Here is a 21,318-nt window from a genome sequence, read left to right on the forward strand (position 1 = left end):
AGATAGAAGAACTCTAGGTAGAAGAGTGCTGGGAAAAAACGTAGATTTGCTGCGTATCTAGATGCTGGCAGATCTCGCTAGGTATGACACTCTGCTGCTTCGTGCCGTCTGTGCTACTTGTAGCTAGCGGAAAGATCTGGCGAGCGAGCCGAACTTTGAGCTGGGTAAAGGGATCGCCACCATCAGAGACTAAGAACTCCAACTGTTCAATGTCTTGCCAGCAGATAAGCTCATCTAAAAGCGATGCGATCGCCCGCACATAAGGATGCGTAGAATCTTTGTACCAGCGTTCACTGGTTAAACCAGGTTGGTCTAGTCCTAAATGAGCGATCAGCGGCATCTGACCGAATACCGCTACCGCCACAGAGCGAGCCTCTTCCTGGAGCAAGAGGCCATGCTTTTCGCCTATCTGGCGGAGCTTTTCCAATTTTTCATAGCGCTCGGCAGCCGTATCTCGACTGAGATCCTCGGCGCTGCTCCACTGGATCGCCACCGTCACCAGATAAGTCTGCAATAAAAAATGGCCCAGCTTCTTCGCCTTGGTCGCCAGATATCCAGCATTGTAAGTAGTCGCCTCAATTAGCAGCGGGACTCGATCGACCATTTCTAACCCATAGCCTTTGAGTCCAGCAATTTTACGAGGGTTGTTAGTGATTAATCGAAACTGGCTGATCCCGAGATCCATCAGAATCTGAGCGCCCATGCCGTAGTTGCGCTGGTCTACAGGTAGACCAAGTCGCTCATTCGCCTCGACGGTATCTAGGCCCATATCCTGAAGGGAATACGCCTTTAGCTTGTTCACCAGGCCAATTCCGCGACCTTCTTGGCGCAGATAGACCACGACGCCCTTACCCGCACTTTCAATCATTTTTAACGTGGCCTGAAGCTGCATGCGACAGTCGCACCGCAGCGATCCCAGCGCATCTCCAGTCAAACATTCAGAATGCATTCGCACCATGATTGGCTCCTGGGCAAACGTCGCGGGATCGCCTTTAACTAGGGCCACATGTTCAGAGCCATCTAGCTGATTGCGATAGGCATACACCTTAAAACTACCGAACTTAGAAGGCATTTCAGCGACAGCCTCGCGTTTAACAAACCTTTCGTGTCGTAGTCGATAGCTGATTAGATCCGCAATGCTGATGAACTTCAGCTCGTGTCGCTTGGCATAGTCGATCAGGTCTGGTCGCCTAGCCATAGAGCCGTCAGGATTGGAGATCTCGCAGATAACAGCCGCCGGATAAAGCCCTGCTAGGCGAGCTAGATCCACGCCTGCCTCAGTATGTCCAACTCGCTTTAGCACACCGCCTTCTCTAGCCCGTAGCGGAAAGATGTGTCCGGGCCTTCTTAAATCGTGCGCTGTCGATTTGGAATTGATGGCAACCTGGATAGTTCGCGCTCTATCTTCGGCAGAGATTCCCGTAGTCACGCCCCATTTCGAGCCAGCGTCAATGCTGACGGTAAAGGCTGTTTGTTCGCTTTCGTCTTCAAATGGGCTATTAGTGACCATCAGCGGCAGATCGAGCTCATCTAGACGCTCTCCTGTCATGGCTAGGCAGATCAGGCCCCTGGCTTCTACTGCCATAAAGTTAATCATATCGGGGGTGGCGAACTGAGCGGCGCAAATCACATCGCCCTCATTCTCGCGATCTTCATCATCGACTACCACCACAGAACGCCCCGCCGTTAGATCAGCGAGCGCGTCCTCTATCGAATCAAATTGAAAGCTATCATTCGAGCGGCCATCGTTACGGGCATCTACCACGGGCGTTCCTTGCACAATCTAGAAAAGTCTTGCTTTTCGATTGTATCGCCAGGGTTGCTTCATTCGCAGAAGTTGTGGCGGCTAGAGGATGCTCTTAGTCTAGTGGCTTTGTCCAAATTACTTTTTTCTGATTTGGATAGCCCATGCCGCTCTGCTCCTGCATGATTTGCGCGGTTTGGGCCGGATCGAAGTTACGATCGAACTGCTCTCGCAATTCGGCGTTTTTTTCCTTCTCTTGGGCAACAGAGTGCTGTAAGGTGCCTAACCGCTCTTGCTGAGCCTGGTAGTAGGGCACTAGCTTAGCAATCGTGGTGCTGGCAATAACGGTCAGCAGTAAATTGACGGTGAGTTTGACCGAAGACTCGAATGCGATCGCTCGCCGTACACCCGAAAAAGGGACTCTTCTAGGTTGATAAGAACGTCGAGGTTTGGTTGGATGAGCTATTTGGAGAGGCTTTGATTGAAGAGACTGAGACGAAGAAGAAATCGGGCGCTTAGCAGCGTTCATAGAGCGGTGACTACCAAAATAGCGAGCTGATCATAACGGACGGTGTAGATAGTATCGTCCGGGGAATTACGGTTCAGATGATACTCGCACACATTATGGACAATTTCCCATAGTTTGCAAGTGCTTCAAAGTATTTTTTGGGTTCTAAGTGTCGAATTCTACTGTCAGAACACCGGAAGCTTGAGGAAAGATTGCCTAAAAAGCCCTTCCTAATAAAAATTCCCAGCCAACAGCTTGTTAGAGCTATCAACTGGGAGATTACTATTAGAAGCTTCCTACTCTGGATATGGATGAATTGGATATGGATGAATGGACGGTTGTGGCTACAGATGCTTTTGCTACAGATGCTTCCAACGTTTGCTTCTAACGTTGATCCACCACTTCTAGGACTACATACGGCTGTCAGATGTGTAGCCGTTAAGAGCACATCCGCTGACGAGCAGAGCAAAAGTAGGCATTCCCTTATCCATAAAACCCTACTTCTCGTAGGAGTTTTCGTAGGAGCCGTTTCTTCGTAAGGCTTCTTCGTAAGGCCTTATTTGTAGAGTTCAGTGGCTAAGCGCAATGCCAAAAAGCCGGGAATAAGGGCTAGACCCAGCGCCAAAAATATCTGAGAGTCTGATAATGCCATGGTAATTATTATCCTTACTTGAAACCTAAAGTAACGCTCTACATAATTCTTTCTTAAATTGTCAATATGTGATCCTGTTAGTTACTAACTGTTACACAGAGGCTCTCCGACTAGGTTTCTATGTCACAGACTTCAGCATTTTCTTCGGCTAACTAGTATTCAGTGCGCGTATCAGTGGGCGGATGTCGTCTGAACAACAGCCATCTGTACGCTCTCCCACTATATGTAGTAGGGATATAGTAAAGAAAGGCCACACTAGAAAATAGCGTAAGCCATTAGGGCAAAAGATAGGACAGAGTGAAAGATTAAGACGGAGCGATAGACAGGTAGCTATAACAGTATTGGTGATTATAAGCGATGTAAACTGGCGTTTTTGCTAGCTTTGTAAACAGCTCAAAGATTGTAAGCATCCCAAAATCTAACCCTTGATGTGTTTGATGCTTATCCGATCAGAGTTGCTTTCTATGAGGGTAAAGTTATTCTTCTTTCAAGCGTGTAAGCGTGTCGGTTCTCTAAATGCTATTAATCTAAATCCATCAATCGAGATTACCTATGGGCAGCTCAAGCTCTCTTTCCACAAATGCGGAAAACAGCAGTGTAAAAAATCAGCAACGATAGGAGGAAACAACATCAGTGAAGGCAGAACCGGCCTGGGCAGTATGATTGAAAATGCTAATGGGCAAGAAAATGCTAACGGGCAAGAAAATGCCAACGGGCAAAAAAGCGCAGCCGCTAAGCCGGACTCTAAGCAGCTTGCTGCTAGGATAGCCACGCCGTCGATTAGCCGTCCTAGCTTAGATCGTAAGATTATCCGAGTACAGCGAGAAGTCCTGAAAATGGGAGCGCTAGTTGAAAATTCTTGTTTACTAGCCAAAGAAGCTCTGTGCGATCGCAGCCTAGACGCGGCCAAACGCATCCCTGTCCAAGATAAAAAGATCGATGCGCTCTATCGTCAAATTGAGGTGGACTGTACCAACCTTTTGAACTTAGAAGCGCCAGTCACACAGGATCTGCGGCTAGTCAGCGCGTTTATGCAAATCGTGCGCGATTTAGAAAGAATCGGAGACTATAGCAAGAGCATTGGCAACTCTGCAATCAAGCTATTTCCCTATCCGGTTCATGAGTCTATGCAAGAGATCGGTGTCATGCTAGATAGGTGTCGATCTATGGTGGCGCTGTGCTTGCGATCGCTCTCCGAGCTCAATCCCGAAGCAGGCGTACAGCTCAAACACAAAGACGACGTTGTGGACGACGACTACGAGCGGCTATATCAGCAGCTAGTCAACACACCACTGAGTGCAGGTTCGGTTGAGCCAATTGTCTTATTAGTGCTGATTATCCGTGCTCTAGAACGGATTGCTGATCACGCTACTAACGTTGGCAAGCGAGTCAGTTTTGTGGTGACTGGCGAGCGTCACTAGAGCAAGTAGAGTACGCTAAAGTGCATTAGGCAGGCTCTGTCTGATTAGGACATTTGACTAAAATATTTGACAGCGCTGACCTAGTACGGAACCATAAGAGGGCTGTAGGTTAGGAAGTTGGGTTAGGAAGTATAGTTTGAATAATTCAGTTTGAGGTGGTTTGGTTTAAGTCGATTCGATAGGCTTTCGCTCGAATGTTGTGCTTGTGCATCTCGACTGCAATTACGGCATTTTAACCACGGCACTTGAGCCGCAGTATCTAAGCCACGGTATCCTAAGTTACGGTAGCGCGATCAAAATAACACTGTTTCTCGATCTATTTTTCGTCCGATTACCTCTGTCCACTAGCTAGCTGATTAACTAGCTTGCTAAAGGTAGCTAAGCGCTTGCCTGCTGTTTTCTTACCTTGGGCTGCCAGCAACAAATAGCTTCACCATCCGAAATAACGGATTCACTCAAGGATTCATCGCTACATGGAATTTTCGATTGCGTCACTATTAGCTAACTTGTCTAGCGATAAGTTAGTTACCGTCAAAACTCTAGAGAAAAAGCTCAACTGTAATACTGAAGAGGCAGTGCGAGATTTGCAAATAGCGCTCACGGTGTTGGAGCGTACCAATGTCCTAGAAAAATCCCGTGGCAAGTACCGCAAACTCGAGGACGAAGATGTCATAGAAGGTAAGCTCAGGTGCTCTAGCAAAGGATTCTGCTTTGCAATTCAAGATGAAGAAGGCGCAGATGATATCTATGTGAGAGAATCGCAGCTAAATACGGCCTGGAATGGCGATCGCGTTCTAGTCCAAGTCACCAAAGATGGCAGCAGGCGGCGCAGCCCTGAAGGCGAGGTCAAGCTAGTTTTAGAAAGGGCCAATGAGTCAGTTCTAGCTAAAGTAAAAGCTGGCGTAAAAGCTGATGAAACGACAACAGAAGAAACGACAGCAGATGGCGTACCTAGTAAGTTCACAGCCGTTCCACTCGATGACAGACTGCTATTTGAACTAGATATCACTGAAAGCGAAGATGATTTGAGTGAGGCGATTGACCATCTGATCCACGTTGAAATCACCCGCTACCCTATCGCCCAGTACCCACCACAGGGAAGAGTTTCTCGCATTCTAGGCAGCGACGCTGAAGACGCGGCTGATATAGACATTGTCTACTGCAAACACGATTTGCCCCGGATTTTTTCAGAAGATGTTTTTATTGCCGCGCGCGGTCTGCCAAATCGAGTGCGAAAGTCGGATACCAAAGGCCGGTTGGATCTGACAGAAAATGCAGCGCTGACAATAGATGGAACGAACGCGAAAGTCATTGACGACGCTATCAGTTTAGACATCACAGATGATGGCTATCGCCGATTGGGCATTCATATTTCTGATGTAGCGCACTATGTCCAGCCCAATGACGTGATCGATCGGGCCGCTAGATCTAGAGGAATGGCCGTTTATCTAGGCGATGAGATCGTGCCGATGCTGCCGCCGCCGATTCCAAACGCCCTGTGCGCTCTAGTTCCTGACAAGGACAGATTGGCAATCTCTGTGCTGATTACGCTAGATGATGACGGTCAGGTACTAGAGTATGAAATTCAGCCTAGCGTCATTCAAGTTGGCCATCAGCTTACCTATGATCAAGCCCAGGCCATTTTAGTGAGAGAAGAGGATGAAGAGCTCGAAAAGCTAGGCTTTAGTCAAGATGACATCGAAGAATTTGAGCCAGTGATGGATCTCATTGACAGTTTGTATCAGCTGTCTCAAGAGGTCAAGCAGCGCCGTCATGAAAGAGGGTCTTTTGAGCTGAACTTGCCTCAGCATGAGTTTCCTGATGAGGCAGAGGGGCTATCAGAATACCTTTCGCCTAAGTTTCAGTATGACGATGAGGGCTCGTTGGGGGCTATGGTTGTCTCTGACCATATGCCAGCGCGGATCATCGTGACTGAGTTTATGCTGCTGGCAAATCATCTAGTAGCAAAGCACATCAAAGAGCTAGGCATTCCAGGACTGTACCGAGTTCATCGGACACCAGAGCTAGCGGATGTGCAAGAGCTAGTAAAGCTAGCTAACAATATGGAGCTTAACATTCAGCTAGAAGATGCAGAGCAGGTAAAAGCTAGCGACTATCGTAACTTTACTGAGCAGTTTGCTGAGTCCAAATCTGAGAAGGTACTGACCTATCTACTTTTGGCCACTTTAAAGCCCCCTCTCTATAGCGCTCAGCCCGGTCCTCACTTTGGTTTAGCTATAGACGATGCCTATACTCACTTTGCATCGCCCGTACGGCGCTACCCTGATTTGCTGGTTCACCGATTGCTACATGCGGTCTTTAAGCATGGGCGCGATCGTCGCTCTAGCCGCTCCAAAGACAGCGTGAATCTTCGCCATAGCTCCTGTCACGGCAAGATCAACTGGAGCGTCTTACCCTCTGCTGTTCAGCAGGAAATGGAAGAACAGCTCGCCCGCGCCCCGATCAAGCTGACCGAACGCGAGCGAATTACTCAAGATGCCGAATCAGACCTAGAAGGATTGAAAAAAGCAGCCTTTATGCAGGCGCACACGGGCGAGGTCTTTCACGGTTTGATTACAGGTGTACAGTCCTATGGCTTCTTTGTAGAACTTGAAGAGCTGCTGGTAGAAGGTCTAGTGCATGTCAGCTCGCTAAAAGATGATTGGTATGAATACCGCTCTCGGCAGCAGAAGCTGGTAGGTCGGAAAAATCGTCAGCAATATCGGCTGGGCGATCGCGTCGAAGTCGAAGTCAAAAGCGTTGACTACTATCGCCAGCAGATCGATCTAGTTGCCGTTGGCGGCGGCAGCGAAGCTGGTGAGGATGACGGTGAACCCGGTGAAGAAGAATAGAATATCAAGTGACAAACTCTTCCTCGCGCCCATCCCCTGATTTTAGCGCTGCTCAATCACCCACTACTTCTATCCCCTCGCGTCCTCTGATTCTTGGCATCAGCGGGGCTTCTGGCATGATCTACGCTGTGCGCGCGCTAAAGCACCTGCTCAGCACCGACTACACCATTGACCTGGTGGCCTCTCGTGCCTCTCAGCAAGTTTGGCAGCAAGAGCACGGCACGCCGATGCCCACTAATATAGACCAGCAACAAGACTGGTGGCGAAAGCAGGCCGATGTTGCCGCTGCTGGCAAACTGCGCTGCCATGCATGGGGAGATGTCGGCGCGAGCATTGCCAGCGGTTCATATCGGGCTCGCGGTATGATTGTAATGCCCTGTAGCATGAGCACAGTCGGCAAGCTCGCGGCGGGCCTAAGCTCAGATCTGTTAGAGCGAGCAGCAGATGTGCAGGTCAAAGAAGGCCGTCCGCTGGTTGTAGTACCAAGAGAAACGCCTTTTAGCCTAATTCATCTTCGTAACCTGAGCGCACTGGCCGAGGCTGGTGTCCGAATCGTTCCTGCTATACCCGCTTGGTATCACCAGCCACAGACTATTGATGATCTCGTCGACTTTGTCGTTGCTAGAGCGCTAGATCAGCTAGCGATAGATTGCGTACCCCTACGCCGATGGAAAGAAAAATAGCCAACGGAAAGAAAAACCAAGCGTCCGGTGTGATCGTCGCATATCAACATCTATTCCTGGCGACATCTATTCGTGGCAACATTATTTATGTCGGCATCTGTCCGTGTCAACATTTGAGGGTCATTGTCCAATAGTCAGCACCTAGCACTGATACCTACCTTGGAGAGACTTAATCATGCCCCGTTTGGTTATCCTGCTGTTACCCATCGCTGCTTTGATTGTCTTGGCTGTTCAAAACAGAACGCCGATGATTGCGCTCACTTTCTTGGGGGGTGGCTTGCCTGCTGTGCCATTCGGGTTGCTGTTGGCGATCGCAGCTTGTCTGGGCGCATTGATCACGCTGCTACTATATGGGCTCATCGGCTGGCGGCGTCCACCGCAGAGCAAGTACAAGCCCATGGGTCGGCGTGTGCCTTATCCTGATTCTGGCCCTAGTAACTCACCCTCGTATCCGACGGCTACGCCATCGCCTTCATCGACCCCATCCTCTGCGGGCTATGCCTCGTCCAGCTATGATTCGGACTACGTTTCGGATGCCTTTGTTTCCCCCCCTCCTATCAGCGAACCCGCGCCAGATATTGACCGCCCGCCTGCTGACCGGCCACCTAGACCTCAAGATTCGCCTCAAGACTTGACCAGAGAAACCTATCAAAATCTGCCAAGAGAGAGCTATGACGTCGAGGATAGCTCGCAGCCGGCACCAGGCAGTACGTTCGTTGACTCATTAAAAAGCAGCTTGCCTTTCGTCAGCAAGAAGAGTCAGAATCGAGAAGGTACGATGTCTGAAGGCTCCAATAAACGGCCAGATAAGCGGCACTCTAATAGGCAGCCCCTAGACGAAAGACCCGTTGGAGACGACTGGGGTGAGAGACGAACTGCAGAGCACATCAATGACTGGGAAGCGATCAAACCTTCGGTCGTGGAAGAGGGTATCGACAGCCTATTCAAGTTTGGCAAGAGCGCTGGCACTAACGTAGGGCGAATAGCCGATGATATTGCTACTGGCTGGAATAATCAAAACGAGGCGCGGCAGCCGTCAGTACCTTCTTCTAGGTCTGACTACACCGAGTCGTATAGCGATGAACTAGACTACGGCTGGGAGCATTTTGATGATGACTATGGTGATTTGCCGCAGACTGGCTCTGCTCAACCTGGCAGTAGACGCACCTACGGCGATAGCCTATATGAAAGCGGGGAGCCGCAATCGGCAGCGGCTGACTATGCCGATGGTTATGCCGATGGCTATGCCGATGACTATCCACCCAGAGGTGACTATCTAGATCCGAGCCAGCCGACTGACGAAATCGGACCGGACGGCGTCTATGAAGCAGATTATCGAGTAATTGTCCCTCCCTCTAAACCGCTAGATGGCTCGCCGCTAGATGAACCGTCGTTAGATGATGCCGAAGACGACAGGTATTATTCATAGCAGTTTGGCTGTTTCCATATCCGTAACTAGTTGAAATCATCCCTGCCTTAGCCGCTATTGTTTGATAGGTGCGTTCAATTCCTAAATGGTTATGCCTGCTGCCGAGCCAACGAAACAACGCTACATCGCTGGTGGCTGCCTGCTAGAAGTTGAGGTGCAGCCATCAGCGCTATCGCAGTGGTCAGATCGGCTAGTGACTAACAGTGTGACGTTTAGGCTATGGCTATCAGACGATGCTGCCATGAGCTATAGAGATAGTAGTCATGCAGACGAGAGGCAGGCGTCTCAGCGGCTAGTTGCCGAGGGCGATCGCACGTTACTTCAATCGATCGCCCAATATATTCAAACTCAAACCCGTCAGACATTGGCTGTTGCTGCTCTCGGTGGGCTAACCAGAAATGAATCACTGAGTGCTGAGACGTTCACCTACCCTTCAGGATTTAACTATTCGCAGCCGCTGAGCTATCTCCAGCTTTGCGATCTCAATACAGTGCTTAGTCAATATGAGCAGGCGATCCTGACGCTGCCCTCACTGTTGGCAGAAGAGCTGACGGAACAGCTTAGCGAAAATGTTATTTTGCTCCCAACGATTCGCGATCGCCAAACCGATCCATCGACTAACGTTGTACGCCTCCCGCGCAGACGGAGAAATCGGGTAGACCGATGGGCCAGCTCAGCCGCCGCTGCTCTAGCGGCTGTTGGCTTGACTACAGCGCTTTGGTACAGGCAATCCAACTTGCAAGACCTGACGGTGGCAAATGAGGTAGCGACCAGTGCTAGAGTATCTGAATCAGAAACTGCCCAGTCACTAGAACCCACTTTAGAAGAAGATACTTCGGCGGATGAGACTCAGTCAGCCGACACTCAATCAGCCAGCATAGAAACAGCCGACACAGGCATAACTGACACAGAGTCTTCTGTACCTAATCTCTCATCTGACCGCCTATCCACTCAGGCGACTGAGCCTCTACCTAGAACACCCGCTAGGCCAACGCGCGATCCACGAGATCCAGTCGCACAGGCTACAGAGCCTGCGCCTCCATCTTCTACGCAGAATCCTACGCAGACAACAACTAGCGCACCATCGCCTGCTATCTCAGAAGCCGATACAGAGCCGTTGTTTGCCGAGCAGTCTGAGGCAGCGCCAGAAGCCGATGAGCTAGAAGCAGATGACTTGAAGATAAGTGAGTTAGAGCTAGATACGTCAGGAACAGATGAAGTAACACCACAAGCCGATGTTGAGATCGCTGAAAGCGAATCTCTTAGCCACAGCGAAATGAGTAGTGCGCCTGCTCGCAGTGCCGTTGCTTCAGCACCGAGCGCCGCGCCGCCTGCTGCATTCATACCCCAAACTACGTCTACGGTGGGCCAGGTTCAAACTTATTTTCAGCAGCGTTGGCAGGGGGGAGGCGAGGCCGCGCTGCTATACGACCTGAAACTATCGGCAACAGGGGAAGTGGTTAGCTTTACAGCAATTAATGAAGCAGCAGCACGACAGCGTGATCGCCTCTTTCCCAGCGCCGCTCCTCCTTCTTTCTTAACCAATGCAGACGACAGTAGTTCGACCCTGCGCGTCGTATTAAATAGCGATGGCACTGTGCAGGTGATCGAGACTCAGTAGAGATACTTGTCGTAATTCGTCCAGTGATTAGATGTTTTTTAATCAGCTGTTCTTTCTATGGAGCTTGGCGTTGCGCCGACGCCTTTGGGTGGTAATAACTGCCTTCTCGACGGGAAAACCCACTACAGGGATTACCTGCGTTAGGCGATCGCGCTCCAGTTGTTTCAGCTCGGTATAGTCCACCCGGTGAATACAGTCAACTGGACAGGTATCGATAGCCTCTTGAACTAAAGCTTCTGAATCACCATCTTGGCGAATCACTCGGGCTCGGCCATAGTCAGGCTCTATATAAAACGTGTTGCGAGCAACGTGGGCACAGTGCGTACAGCCAATACAAGAGATCTCGTCTACATAGACACCATTTTGCCTAAAAGCGCCTCCTAGCTCAGGTTCCAAGCCTGTACGCTGCTGAGCAGATCGTAGCTGTCCACCTAATTCTGGCTCCAGACCCGAACGATCGATTCCTTGACTCTCAGACACTCGTGCTATCCTCACTCAAACGCACGTCCTCACCTTCTAACTCCCTAACTTTAGCTAGCTTTATCTATCACCTGGCATCTATCACGTGGCTTTGAGGTCACCTAGCTTTAGGGCTACTCAGCTCTGCTACTCCAATTAAGCACTTCAGCCTAAGCACCCCAGCGCTGAAGCACCAGGCGGATAGAGCCATCTTCATTAGTCGCCTGCTCAGAAACTTGAAAGCCCTGGCCAACAGACTCATTCAAGACAGTATGGTAAGCGTAGCGCTGGGTCACCTTGTTCAAAAAGCCTTGCACAGACAGCGGCTGCTTCCAATACTGCAGATCGGCTACCAGTTCGTAGTTACCGGTTTCTAGATCCTGCTTAAAGCCGACATCGTAGCCATTGTCTTGCTCAATGACGATTTCTGCAGTCTGAGTATCACCTTGATAGCCTCTGACTGCCTTAGGGCCAGCTTGCCAACGAACGCCTGCATCGCTTAGCGCTAGCTGTAAGGAAGAAAGGTTACGAAGCTTAGTTTTAATTTGGCTGAAATGAGACATTTTAGAACCCGGCTAAACAAACAGTAAGTAAAGTGAAAGATGGTAAGAACAAGGCGATAATATGGCCAAGGCAGTGTCGAGAGGCGAGCATGGCTAGTAGGCCACTGCTACTAGTAAGCTGCTACCAGCGGCTAGAGACCTGAGCTTGGGCAAAGTTTTGGGTGAAACCGCCAACAGATGAACGAGTAGTGCTAGACACCTGGACCGGTTGAGCATAGTACTCAGAGGTTTTCTCATTGGCTACAACGTCACCTAGCTGAGCTTCAATTGCAGCAGTGACTTCAGCGCAAGATGCGCCGACGATGCCGGTGACGACTTCTTTTACCCGTCCGTCTGGATAAATTACAAACTCAAGCGTTTCCATAAAGTTCAACTGGCCCCTAAAAGGCTCTCTATAAGGCTGTGCGACTAAAAAGTCGTATGATTAAACGGCTATTACGAAGGATAAGTCCACGCTTTAACCAGCTATACAAAGCTAGTCGCTAACCAGATTGCTCATAATGTAGTCAATCTCACTCAAATAAACTAGTCATGTCGCAGCAAAACTTTACATTCGTTAGCAAGTATTGCTGCGACATGAGAGTAACCACTCATTAATACTATAAAGCTCCCTTAACGTTTGCGAAAGCGTCAAAAGGGCAAACGCGCAATATTTTTCAAAAATATTCCTCATAACCTATTTTTTCTTCTGGTCAGCTTTATGGCGTCACCTTTCTTTGAGTTTGAGCAAGATTTTGTCGGATCGCTGCGCTGTATTCCAATGGTCGTTCGCCATCACTTAGATACTTGCGGCGTCAAGCTAAAGCTAGAGCATTGGAATCATTTTACTCAGGCTGAGCGGCAGGCTCTGGTAGATTGGCCCTGCCAGTCAGCCGCCGAGGCTCGGATTTACAAAGAGAAACTGCAGGCGCTAATTACGGCTCAGACCGGTACGCCAGCTAAAACGCTAGCGACTCAACCACAGCCGCCGTGGGCCGATCTATCGTGTGTGCCGAAAGCGGTATGTAATAAATTTGCCGAACAGCAGGTACCGTTAACACTAGATCAGTGGGCCCAGCTCAGCGAGTTACAGCGGTTTGCTCTGATCAAGCTGAGTAGACCTAGCCACGAAAACAAAAACTTTATACCTGCTGTCAAAGAATTCGGGCTGATATGAGTTGGGACTGATATGAGTTGGGACTGATATGAGCTTGGACTGATCTGGAGTCGTCGCTATCAGCAGCAGCTAGCTGGCGTTTTCTGTCGTATCCAATCGAGCCAGTGATCTAAGCCTTCACCCGTTTTGGCAGAGACTAGAAAGATATCCGCTTTAGAATTTATCTGACGGACGTTGGCTACGATAGTTTCGATATCTATCTCTAAGAAGGGCGCTAGATCTATCTTGGTAATTAGCAAGCAGTCTGCTTCTCGAAACATAATCGGATATTTCAGCGGCTTATCTTCGCCTTCGGTAACGCTCAACAGCGCAACTTTTGCATGTTCTCCTACTTCAAACTCTGCTGGACACACTAGGTTTCCAACATTTTCAACAAAGACTAGATCAAACTCATTAGGCTGTTGCTCGTTGGCAAATTGAAGCAGACCGCCAGCTACCATCCTAGAGTCTAGATGGCAGGCTCTACCCGTGTTGATAGCAATAACAGGAACGCCGCATCTACGAAGGCGCTCAGCATCTAGCTGAGTAGTCATATCGCCTTCGATAACCGCCATTTGAAGCTCAGAGTTGAGCTGTTGCAAAGTCTTCTCTAGTAACTGGGTTTTACCTGAACCTGGACTACTCATCAAGTTCAGACAGGTAATGCCCCAGCTATCTAGCTGAGCACGATTCTTGTCCGCTCCGTGCTGATTGGCATGGAGCAAATTCATCTCTAATGTCGCGTCAAATGTTTGGTGCATAATGAACGAATCTCCTAGATAGAGAAAACTATTAAACAGACGTCGGTTGAGAAAATTCGACCCGATTGATCTTGAGCTCTCGGCCAGAAAGGATATCTTCTAAAGGTGATTGACAGACAGGGCAGGCGTATTGCAAACCGATTTCGGGGCGATATTCTTGCTGGCAGGGATGACAAAAGGCCAGCAGCGGCGTCTCTTCAATCACTAGATCGCTCTTTTCTAAAAATGTCCCTTGAACCTGAGCGCGAAACGCAAACTGTAGGCTAGCAGGCTCAACACAAGTGAACTGACCTACCGTCAGATGAATTCGCTCTACTACAGGGTGTCCTGACTGCTCTGATAGCCAGTCTTTTACGGTCAAAATCAGAGCTTTGGTCATGTCGGTTTCGTGCATAAAGACTACTCCCAATCGCTACCAAGACTCATGTTAGCAGTTTCAGTGATGTAGTCAGGCTTGCTCTGACGGGGTAGCTGACCCGAAAGGACTAGATGCGCCATAGTATCGCAAATGACCCGAGTAGCCATCAGCGCAGTCATGTCGCTCACGTCGTACGGCGGCGACACTTCAACAACCTCTAGCCCACAGACTGTTGTTTTTTCCACAATCTTTCCTAACAGATAAAGTGCTTCACGGGGCAACAGTCCGCCCGGTTCTGGCCAGCCTGTTCCTGGGACAAACCCAGCGTCGATACAATCAATATCAAAGCTGATCCACACGCAGTCAGTGCCATCGGTGGCACGCTCTACCGCAAAATCGACCGCTGCATCTAACCCCATTTCTGTAATGTCTGTCACCGTTAAGATATTGGTCGATCGCTCTCGGCACACCTTGACGCCTGGACGAGGCACTTGCCAACCGCCGATCCCTAGCTGAACGAGGTTTTTTGCGGGTGCATTTACCATATTTGTCGCATGAAACCATGGGCAGGTATGCATCCGCTCATCTAGATCGGTTTCTTGCGTATCGACGTGACGATCAAAGTGAATAATGCCTACTTTTTTATCCCCTAGATGACGACAGATGCCTCGAACTGTAGGAAACCCAATAGAGTGATCGCCGCCCAAGAGAATGGGTAAAGCGCCGGATTGAAAAACGTGAGCGACCCCTTTAGAGATTTGGTCAAACGATTTCTCGTTATTGGCAGGAATCGTGAAAATATCGCCGACATCGCAGAGTTTGATCTGCTCTCTAAGATCGACGCCCAGCTCAAAATTGTAGGGTGTATAGAGCGCCGAGATTTTACGAATGCCCTGGGGACCGAAGCGAGTACCTGGGCGATAGGTGGTACCGGAATCGTGAGGAACGCCCACAATCGCCACATCGTAGTCACCGACAAGGCGAACATCCTCTATGTAGGGAGCCTTCATGAAGGTATTGATGCCTGCGTAGTGGGGGAGTTCTCCTCTAGAGAATGTGGATATGGTGCGATCGCGAATACTTTCAGCAGCTTCTAATCCATAAGTCAAACCTTGATCTACTTCCTGCTGCCAGCCAGTGAGGGGAAGCTGAGCCTCTCGTTCTAGCGCTTGCTCTGCTTCAGACAGTCCGTTTGGACTCTGAAATTCAGGATTATTAGAAGAATCAGTTGTCATGGGAAAACCTCGAACGCAATTGAGAAAAAGCAGAAGATTAAAGTCTAAAAATCAAATATTAAGTTGGCAGCAGCAGTGGAATTGTCCACGAGGAATTATCCAAGATAAAAGCCCGAGAGAAATTAGGAGTGAATAACACTCTTACAATTTCTCCCGGGCTTTTATCCCGCCGTGTGAGTCAGTCATTATGACTGACCTGACTTCTCTCGACCCAGGCATCGCGCACAACAACTCGACCGGAACCCTAGAAGTCTTATGTTTTAATCGGCCTCACTATAAGACGAAGCCTCTTTGTCGGTCAAGCTATCGTTAACAATACTTGTCTTATGTGATGATACTGTGACAAATGCTGCTGATAGCAGATTATCCGTATCAAGCGACACTTTTGTGCCGATAGGACTGTTGTTAGATTGCGAACATAGCAAGAGTCGATACATCAAAGAGTCCCGCTAACCAACAAGGTTGTAGGGTCTAGTCTTTTTCTGAAAAGTGGAAGAAAGGTGTTTATAGCTCTGTCTCATTAAAAAATATTGGCTTCTAGGGTTCCGATCTCACTCAGTTTTGTGATGAGGTGTCTGGTCCGAGAGAGGCAGCCTGCGCGGTCTTTGATTGCTGGGTTCACGGCGGGATAAAAGCCCGGGAGGAACTATATCACTTGGATGAGTGAGCGTTCTTTCCTGGGCTTTTTTATTTTGGGTTGTTGCTTAGTCCCGTATAGTTCGCACGTCTTTGGCCGTAATCGAGTTCAAAACAGGAAATTCAACAGATGGAAAATCCGATTTTGTTTTGGGGAATTATTATATTTCTCTTAGGTACCTTGGGAGTCGGCGTTTGGGCCTCCAAACAAATTAAAGGAGATAGTGAGAACTTTTTGGTGGCAGGTCGAGGTCTGGTGCTACCGCTAGCTGCTGCTACTTTGATGGCTCAGTCCGTAGACTCGAACGCAACTTTGGGCAATACAGATTTGTCTTCTGAGTTTGGCTTTTGGGCAGGAGCTTCACTGCCAGTAGGACTGGCCCTGTGTTTGTTTTTAACCGGACTTTTTTATGCTAAACCGCTCAATCGGATGGGGCTAATTACGCTCCCCGATTTTTACCGCGTCAAATACAGCCGCCTGACTGAGATAGTCGCTGCCCTGATTATGGTCGTGAGTTTCTCGTTGTTGCTGGCAGGCAACTTGGTAGCGGGCGGCTATCTATTTCAAACGTTTCTAGGACTGAGCTACTTTGGCGGCGTCACGCTGCTCGCTGCTTTGGTACTGGTTTATACCGTGTCTGGTGGGTTGTTTGCAGTGGCCTACACCGATGCGATTCAAGTGGCGATCGCATTCTTTGGCTCTCTCCTTTTGCTAGGGTTCATCGCAGCTAATTTTGGTTTGACAGTTCCGGCTGGTCTAGGACCTTTGGATCTAGAGCAACTCACCATGCCCGAGTCTGGCGCGGTGATTAACTGGGCAACCATACTGGCTTTGGGTATTGGTAACCTGGCGGCCATCGACTTTATGGCTAGAATATTCGCGGCAGATAGCCCTGAAACGGCGCGGCGTGCTTGCTTTATTGGCGGTACAGGCACGCTGGTCATCGGTATTCCGTTTTCTTTGGTGGCGCTATCTGCCAACCGAATCTTAGAGCAGGCTGGCGTCGTTCCTGATGGGCCTGTGCTTTTCGCGCTGCTCGGTAGTGTGGTTCCCGCTTTCCTCGGACTGCTGGTGGTGATGTCGATTATGTCCGCATCGCTCTCTACGGCAGATGGGGCTATTCTAGGCACCTCTTCAGTGATTGCTCACAATGTCATGGGTATTCGCCACGGTCACGATGGCCATGCTGGGCCAGGCGGCGGTAGCGATCAGCTATTAAAAATCACCCGGCTAATGGCTGTTGCAATCACGTTGGTAGGCGTTCTCTTTGCGCTTCGAATTCCGCAAACCGGCGTTTTGCTTTCGCTGGCGTTTGACCTTAGTTTTGCGGGGCTCGTGGTGCCTTTGACTGGCGGGCTATTCTGGTCAAAAGCAACTTGGCAGGGGGCACTGTCCTGTATTCTAGTCGGCTCTGTCACGCGGATTATCTTGTTTGCGCTCACGCCTACGGTTTTTGGGGCCGAAAATACGCTGTTCTATATCCCCAATGGCTTGTTTTCAGAGAGTTTTGACGGGTTTCCTACCCTGATTTGTCCTCTCATTGGATTGGTTGTATTTGTTGTTGTTTCGAATATGACTTATGTTCCTTTGACGACTCAAGCCACCGAGAGACAGCGCGCCCTCTCTCAGCTGTAACGGCTACGCTTCCTTCTAGCTAGCCTTCAAACCGAATGCGATCGCCCGTTTCATCGGTTCGATAGGTGAATTGAATCAGCCCACCTGGCAGATTAGCTTCTACCTTCACTCGCCAGCCTGGAACCAGCGCCTGCGTGCAGACTTCATCTGGCTGCGGCAGACCTAAGCAACCATCAGACCAAGTCTCTTCTTCAACAGAAACAATCTCAAACACACCCGATTCTGCTTCTGTGTCGGTAGAGGCCAACTCTAAGACTGCGGTTTGAACAGCCTCAGGCAGCTGACGAAGACCCGCCTCTGGCACGATGGACGCAAAGGAATCTGCGATCGCCTGTGCCACCGGGCCAAACTCTCGCCGCAGCGCTTGGTCGTACTCGATCTCTAATACTTTAAAAATATCGTCTTCTAGCAGCGTTTTGCGATACACCACTTTGCCGTTATCTGTGCCTGAAACCACAAAGAAATTGTCGGTAATCGCTCGATAGGTTGTACGCTGAGCCGTCTGAGCTTGTTCGTAGCGCTCTACGAGCGTCTCTGACTGATTGGGCTCACCGTAGACGCGCACCGAGATATCGCCCGCCGCATCGAGGAATGTTTGACCCGCACCATCAGCCGATTCGCCTTGTGGAGTCAAAATGCCGCTAGGGTAGAGCAGGCTATAGCGAAAGCGCTGATTACGATAGCGTTCATAGCTAGCGGCGTCGATGCCTGGATCGATATCGAGCTGGGCGTATTCTTGGCAAACGTGGCGGATGGCGGCGTAGCGCTGCGCGGCGAAGGGGCTGCCTTGATGGACAGGAACGGCTTTGTTGACGACTTCTAGCTCTTGCAGATCGCCGTCACCGTCGTAGTAGCGCGATCGCAGTACCTGAACGTTTTCCAAGTTTTGACAGTCCACCTGGTATTCGGTCTCACTCAGGCGGTTGGGTCTGCCGATCAGGGTTGTATAGAAATAGGTATCGGTACTAGACGGAACAGGCTCAATGCTGCCGAAATCCAGATAGACAGGCTGATTATAATAAGCAGAAGCACCTACTTCTCTTAGATCATTGAAGTCTGGGGCGACGCTGACGATACTGCCGGGGCGAGTTAGACAGCTTATAGGCGCAGCAATCTTACCCGCATTGTACTGATAGAAATTATTCAGGTTGAGCAGGGCACTGCGATACAAAATGGCGTCGCGTCGTTCTAGCCGATCGACATACAAACCATTGCCTACTTGCAAAAAGCCTGCATCCCAATTTGATAGCTGAGCCTGTGAGAAATCGTCTGGCGGGGTTTCTCCGGTAGAAAATCGTTCGATCGCCTGGCCGCTAAACGTGTTGTTGTTCACCTGGCCTCTAAAGCAGATGCTGGCTCCTGTATTGGGATAGTAGTAGGTGCCAGTGATGTTTTCTGCCTCCTTTCTAAACCGAAAGCAAGCGCCCATCGCTTGACCGGCTTCATCGGGTCTTTCGCTACAGAATCGGTAGCTACCGTTGGGTAGTTGACCCACAGCCAGCTGCGCTCCGGTCGGCCCAGCAATCACTTCAGCCGACTGAGCAGACCCAGCAGAACCTAGTAGCGCTATTGTGATCAAAGGCAGATAGCGAAGGGTCTGCCTAGCGAAAGAGAGGGTCATGTCGATAGTTAACTGTGTTCAGTCGAGTGTATTTGGCTGTCACAAACTATAGAGCGACGTGGCGATCGCGCCTTATTACTTTTGAGATAGATGCATCGGCGGGCCAATAATCCTGCTATCGACTACTGACCTCGCAATCTTCTCAGCAGCTCTAAAGCCGCCTCCCGGCCCATTCCCTGACGGTTTTCGCTGTGCTTCCAGAATTCTTCCCACCAGTCTTCGGGCTCTTGATGATTGCCTTCGTATTCGGTTGGGCGACCCGTACGGCCATCGGTGACCAGGCTACCCACATAGTCGGCATCGTCGTAGATTCGCTGAATCTGCTCGTCGATTTCGGCTAGGTCCGCTGCGGAGACAACGCCGTTATCGGTAGCTTTGTAGAACTGAATGGTGACACGAATCGGAAAGTTTGGATCGCGTTCTATGGCGAGGTTGTCAATTTCGGTAAACGGCCCTTCGACTTCGCCATGGCTGATGACAGCCGCTTCGACATTGCTACGGTTGCTGGAAAGCGCGGTAGGTTCAGGGGCAGCAGATTCTAGCATCATCAGGTCACTTTGAGCGCCGAAGTTGCCGAAGGGTTCTTTTTGTTTAAGCGGCACCTGGATCAGCATCACCATATTGAGCCCGGCCTCTTCTGACACTTCGACAGGCGGAAGTTCGAGCGTTTCCGCTTGTTCAGCTTGCTCGGTGCGAAAGTCGCTGATGCGTTTTCCCGTCAAAGAAGCGCGATCGCCATTCTGATTAAAGAACAATCTTTGCCCCCAGGTGCGCCCAGTATCAAAGCCGTCTCTTTGATTGTCAATGACCGTGACGCTAGTGCCCTCGCGAGTCGCCAATATAGTCAGCACCGCCGGGTCACCCGGATAAGACTGATAGTTGAACAAAACGGGATTAAAGGTGGCTTCTCCGTTTGCAGGAATGGGTAGAAATGCCGCCTGTGCGCTGACTAAGATATGAGAATCGCGTTCGGCTAGCAAAGAATTTCTACGACCCGCCCAAGAATCTGGCTCGCTCAGGTAGCGCCGCAGATCTTCTAGCACGTCTGCGAGCTGAGTAGATTCTACGTCTTCACCTTTTTCATTGCCTGTCAGAACAGAGAGATTTTGTAAGGGAATATCGGCAGTGCGATCGCTAAAGTTAGGATAGCGAATCACAGGCATCAAGTGTAGCTGCGACTGGTCAGATCGCGGATCGCGGTGCTCGACTTGAATAGTCATATCACTGATATTAGGGCCAACGGCAGAGTTATCGTAGCGGCCCGTATCTTCCCAGGTCACGTCCATAATCTGCAGCCCTTTTTCGTCTGCAAGCTGCTGCGCCTGAGAGTCGTGGATCATAGACTTGGTGCGGTCGATGACCTCGCCGTATTGTTCGTAGTTAGCTATGTCTGCAATTAGCGGGGCAGGTTCTCTTGTATTAGCGGTCGTATCGACAGTTCCATCGCTGACAGCCTCGTTATTCACAGCTTGGTTATTCACAGTCTCGTCATTAGCCGCGTCATTAGCAGGCGGAGTCATGATTCCCCAAGACTGGGCCAAGACAGTTTTACCTAGTCCTGAGACAGAAAGCGTACCTAAGATAAGCGGTAGGGCTAGAAGTCTATTAAGGGCGAGCTTGTTCATAGAGCTGCTTTTAGCTGTTTTGGTAGTGGATCTCTTTGAATTTCTAGAATAGAGCCTGCTTAATGAGGCACTAGAACGGTTGCGGAAAATGAAACGAAGGATAAGACACTTAGTCTAAGAAGCGCTGTCTAGTCAGCAAGACAGGCCAATAATGTCAATAATTTTAATTCTCCTTATTGATTTTTTACGACTGTTTACGTTTCTCATATTTCTTAACACGTCGCCGTCAGGTTAGAGAAAACGTCAAGACTTAGACCTCAATCTAAACAGAAGTTGCTATTTTGATTTGTCAGTTTCTATTAGACATGTTTTTCTACAACCGGTTGCTGCGGGCTTTGAGAATAGTAGCGATCGCCGATTATGAATCTGTTATTTATCC

18 protein-coding genes and 2 riboswitches are annotated in these 21,318 nt (G+C 49.7%); of the genes, 7 read left to right on the top strand and 11 right to left on the bottom strand.

All coding sequences use genetic code 11. The features are described 5' to 3' along the window. Positions 1-13: 13 nt before the first annotated feature. The 3 genes from ribBA to psaM all read right to left on the bottom strand — a co-directional run bounded on the left by ribBA (position 14) and on the right by psaM (position 2,904). Positions 14-1,780 carry a bifunctional 3,4-dihydroxy-2-butanone-4-phosphate synthase/GTP cyclohydrolase II gene (gene ribBA / locus IQ256_RS01610; protein ID WP_370623323.1) on the bottom strand — a complete coding sequence of 589 codons (1,767 nt, stop codon included), beginning with the start codon at positions 1,778-1,780 and terminating at the stop codon, positions 14-16. 79 nt (positions 1,781-1,859) lie between these two features. Continuing rightward, positions 1,860-2,273, bottom strand: a complete 414-nt coding sequence (locus tag IQ256_RS01615; protein WP_193853619.1) for a hypothetical protein — start codon at positions 2,271-2,273, stop codon at positions 1,860-1,862. A gap of 535 nt (positions 2,274-2,808) precedes the next feature. Beyond that, positions 2,809-2,904, bottom strand: coding sequence for a photosystem I reaction center subunit XII (gene psaM / locus IQ256_RS01620; RefSeq protein WP_193853621.1), 96 nt, complete (start codon positions 2,902-2,904; stop codon positions 2,809-2,811). Between the two features lie 464 nt (positions 2,905-3,368). Between psaM and phoU the strand changes: the two genes are divergently transcribed. The 5 genes from phoU to IQ256_RS01645 all read left to right on the top strand — a co-directional run bounded on the left by phoU (position 3,369) and on the right by IQ256_RS01645 (position 10,910). Then, entirely contained in the window at positions 3,369-4,325 is a 957-nt protein-coding gene (gene phoU / locus IQ256_RS01625) for a phosphate signaling complex protein PhoU (RefSeq protein WP_370623324.1), read from the top strand. Positions 4,326-4,798: 473 nt separating this feature from the next. Then, positions 4,799-7,177, top strand: a complete 2,379-nt coding sequence (locus IQ256_RS01630) for a ribonuclease R family protein (protein ID WP_193853623.1) — start codon at positions 4,799-4,801, stop codon at positions 7,175-7,177. A gap of 71 nt (positions 7,178-7,248) precedes the next feature. Then, positions 7,249-7,860, top strand: coding sequence for a flavin prenyltransferase UbiX (locus tag IQ256_RS01635; protein ID WP_193853745.1), 612 nt, complete (start codon positions 7,249-7,251; stop codon positions 7,858-7,860). Between the two features lie 175 nt (positions 7,861-8,035). After that, positions 8,036-9,289 carry a hypothetical protein gene (locus IQ256_RS01640; protein WP_193853625.1) on the top strand — a complete coding sequence of 418 codons (1,254 nt, stop codon included), beginning with the start codon at positions 8,036-8,038 and terminating at the stop codon, positions 9,287-9,289. Between the two features lie 91 nt (positions 9,290-9,380). Beyond that, positions 9,381-10,910, top strand: a complete 1,530-nt coding sequence (locus IQ256_RS01645) for a hypothetical protein (protein WP_193853627.1) — start codon at positions 9,381-9,383, stop codon at positions 10,908-10,910. A gap of 42 nt (positions 10,911-10,952) precedes the next feature. Here the strand turns inward: IQ256_RS01645 and IQ256_RS01650 are convergent, their stop codons facing one another. The 3 genes from IQ256_RS01650 to IQ256_RS01660 form a co-directional block, all read right to left on the bottom strand. After that, positions 10,953-11,390, bottom strand: coding sequence for a ferredoxin (locus IQ256_RS01650; protein ID WP_193853629.1), 438 nt, complete (start codon positions 11,388-11,390; stop codon positions 10,953-10,955). Positions 11,391-11,539: 149 nt separating this feature from the next. Next, positions 11,540-11,932: a DUF1257 domain-containing protein gene (locus IQ256_RS01655; protein ID WP_193853631.1), complete on the bottom strand. Its 393-nt coding sequence runs from the start codon at positions 11,930-11,932 to the stop codon at positions 11,540-11,542. Positions 11,933-12,053: 121 nt separating this feature from the next. Further along, complete coding sequence (locus tag IQ256_RS01660; protein WP_193853633.1) at positions 12,054-12,296, bottom strand: DUF2997 domain-containing protein; 243 nt, start codon at positions 12,294-12,296, stop codon at positions 12,054-12,056. A gap of 336 nt (positions 12,297-12,632) precedes the next feature. Between IQ256_RS01660 and IQ256_RS01665 the strand changes: the two genes are divergently transcribed. Continuing rightward, entirely contained in the window at positions 12,633-13,088 is a 456-nt protein-coding gene (locus tag IQ256_RS01665) for a nitrate reductase associated protein (RefSeq protein ID WP_193853635.1), read from the top strand. A 59-nt stretch (positions 13,089-13,147) separates the two neighbouring features. Here IQ256_RS01665 and hypB read toward each other — a convergent pair whose 3' ends face one another. From hypB to IQ256_RS01680, 3 genes are read right to left on the bottom strand one after another with little or no spacing between them, the layout of a single operon-like run. Next, positions 13,148-13,828 carry a hydrogenase nickel incorporation protein HypB gene (hypB, locus tag IQ256_RS01670; protein ID WP_193853637.1) on the bottom strand — a complete coding sequence of 227 codons (681 nt, stop codon included), beginning with the start codon at positions 13,826-13,828 and terminating at the stop codon, positions 13,148-13,150. A 31-nt stretch (positions 13,829-13,859) separates the two neighbouring features. Further along, positions 13,860-14,222 (bottom strand): hydrogenase maturation nickel metallochaperone HypA, encoded by a 363-nt coding sequence (gene hypA / locus IQ256_RS01675; protein WP_193853639.1) that lies wholly within the window; start codon positions 14,220-14,222, stop codon positions 13,860-13,862. A 5-nt stretch (positions 14,223-14,227) separates the two neighbouring features. Further along, positions 14,228-15,421, bottom strand: a complete 1,194-nt coding sequence (locus IQ256_RS01680) for an agmatinase family protein (RefSeq protein WP_193853641.1) — start codon at positions 15,419-15,421, stop codon at positions 14,228-14,230. Positions 15,422-15,569: 148 nt separating this feature from the next. Then, a riboswitch (guanidine-I (ykkC/yxkD leader) is annotated at positions 15,570-15,680 on the bottom strand. Positions 15,681-15,947: 267 nt separating this feature from the next. Continuing rightward, positions 15,948-16,066: riboswitch (guanidine-I (ykkC/yxkD leader) on the top strand. A gap of 121 nt (positions 16,067-16,187) precedes the next feature. On the opposite strand from IQ256_RS01680, the gene IQ256_RS01685 reads away from it, so the two are divergent. Continuing rightward, positions 16,188-17,693: a sodium:solute symporter family protein gene (locus tag IQ256_RS01685; protein WP_193853643.1), complete on the top strand. Its 1,506-nt coding sequence runs from the start codon at positions 16,188-16,190 to the stop codon at positions 17,691-17,693. A 19-nt stretch (positions 17,694-17,712) separates the two neighbouring features. On the opposite strand, the gene IQ256_RS01690 is transcribed toward IQ256_RS01685, so the two are convergent. Further along, a complete protein-coding gene (locus IQ256_RS01690) occupies positions 17,713-19,314 on the bottom strand; it encodes a hypothetical protein (protein WP_193853763.1) in 1,602 nt (533 codons plus the stop codon). 122 nt (positions 19,315-19,436) lie between these two features. Beyond that, positions 19,437-20,939: a hypothetical protein gene (locus IQ256_RS01695; protein WP_193853645.1), complete on the bottom strand. Its 1,503-nt coding sequence runs from the start codon at positions 20,937-20,939 to the stop codon at positions 19,437-19,439. Positions 20,940-21,318 lie beyond the last annotated feature (379 nt).

Origin of the sequence: cf. Phormidesmis sp. LEGE 11477 (assembly GCF_015207105.1) — a bacterium.
Classification (GTDB): domain Bacteria; phylum Cyanobacteriota; class Cyanobacteriia; order Phormidesmidales; family Phormidesmidaceae; genus Phormidesmis.

What these genes read in the sequence shown, in the direction of transcription:
- IQ256_RS01615 (WP_193853619.1), bottom strand. Translation starts at nt 2,273, where the DNA reads ATGAACGCTGCTAAGCGCCCGATTTCTTCTTCGTCTCAGTCTCTTCAA.
- psaM (WP_193853621.1), bottom strand. Translation starts at nt 2,904, where the DNA reads ATGGCATTATCAGACTCTCAGATATTTTTGGCGCTGGGTCTAGCCCTT.
- phoU (WP_370623324.1), top strand. Translation starts at nt 3,369, where the DNA reads ATGAGGGTAAAGTTATTCTTCTTTCAAGCGTGTAAGCGTGTCGGTTCT.
- IQ256_RS01630 (WP_193853623.1), top strand. Translation starts at nt 4,799, where the DNA reads ATGGAATTTTCGATTGCGTCACTATTAGCTAACTTGTCTAGCGATAAG.
- IQ256_RS01640 (WP_193853625.1), top strand. Translation starts at nt 8,036, where the DNA reads ATGCCCCGTTTGGTTATCCTGCTGTTACCCATCGCTGCTTTGATTGTC.
- IQ256_RS01645 (WP_193853627.1), top strand. Translation starts at nt 9,381, where the DNA reads ATGCCTGCTGCCGAGCCAACGAAACAACGCTACATCGCTGGTGGCTGC.
- IQ256_RS01655 (WP_193853631.1), bottom strand. Translation starts at nt 11,932, where the DNA reads ATGTCTCATTTCAGCCAAATTAAAACTAAGCTTCGTAACCTTTCTTCC.
- IQ256_RS01660 (WP_193853633.1), bottom strand. Translation starts at nt 12,296, where the DNA reads ATGGAAACGCTTGAGTTTGTAATTTATCCAGACGGACGGGTAAAAGAA.
- IQ256_RS01665 (WP_193853635.1), top strand. Translation starts at nt 12,633, where the DNA reads ATGGCGTCACCTTTCTTTGAGTTTGAGCAAGATTTTGTCGGATCGCTG.
- hypB (WP_193853637.1), bottom strand. Translation starts at nt 13,828, where the DNA reads ATGCACCAAACATTTGACGCGACATTAGAGATGAATTTGCTCCATGCC.
- hypA (WP_193853639.1), bottom strand. Translation starts at nt 14,222, where the DNA reads ATGCACGAAACCGACATGACCAAAGCTCTGATTTTGACCGTAAAAGAC.
- IQ256_RS01680 (WP_193853641.1), bottom strand. Translation starts at nt 15,421, where the DNA reads ATGACAACTGATTCTTCTAATAATCCTGAATTTCAGAGTCCAAACGGA.
- IQ256_RS01685 (WP_193853643.1), top strand. Translation starts at nt 16,188, where the DNA reads ATGGAAAATCCGATTTTGTTTTGGGGAATTATTATATTTCTCTTAGGT.
- IQ256_RS01690 (WP_193853763.1), bottom strand. Translation starts at nt 19,314, where the DNA reads ATGACCCTCTCTTTCGCTAGGCAGACCCTTCGCTATCTGCCTTTGATC.
- IQ256_RS01695 (WP_193853645.1), bottom strand. Translation starts at nt 20,939, where the DNA reads ATGAACAAGCTCGCCCTTAATAGACTTCTAGCCCTACCGCTTATCTTA.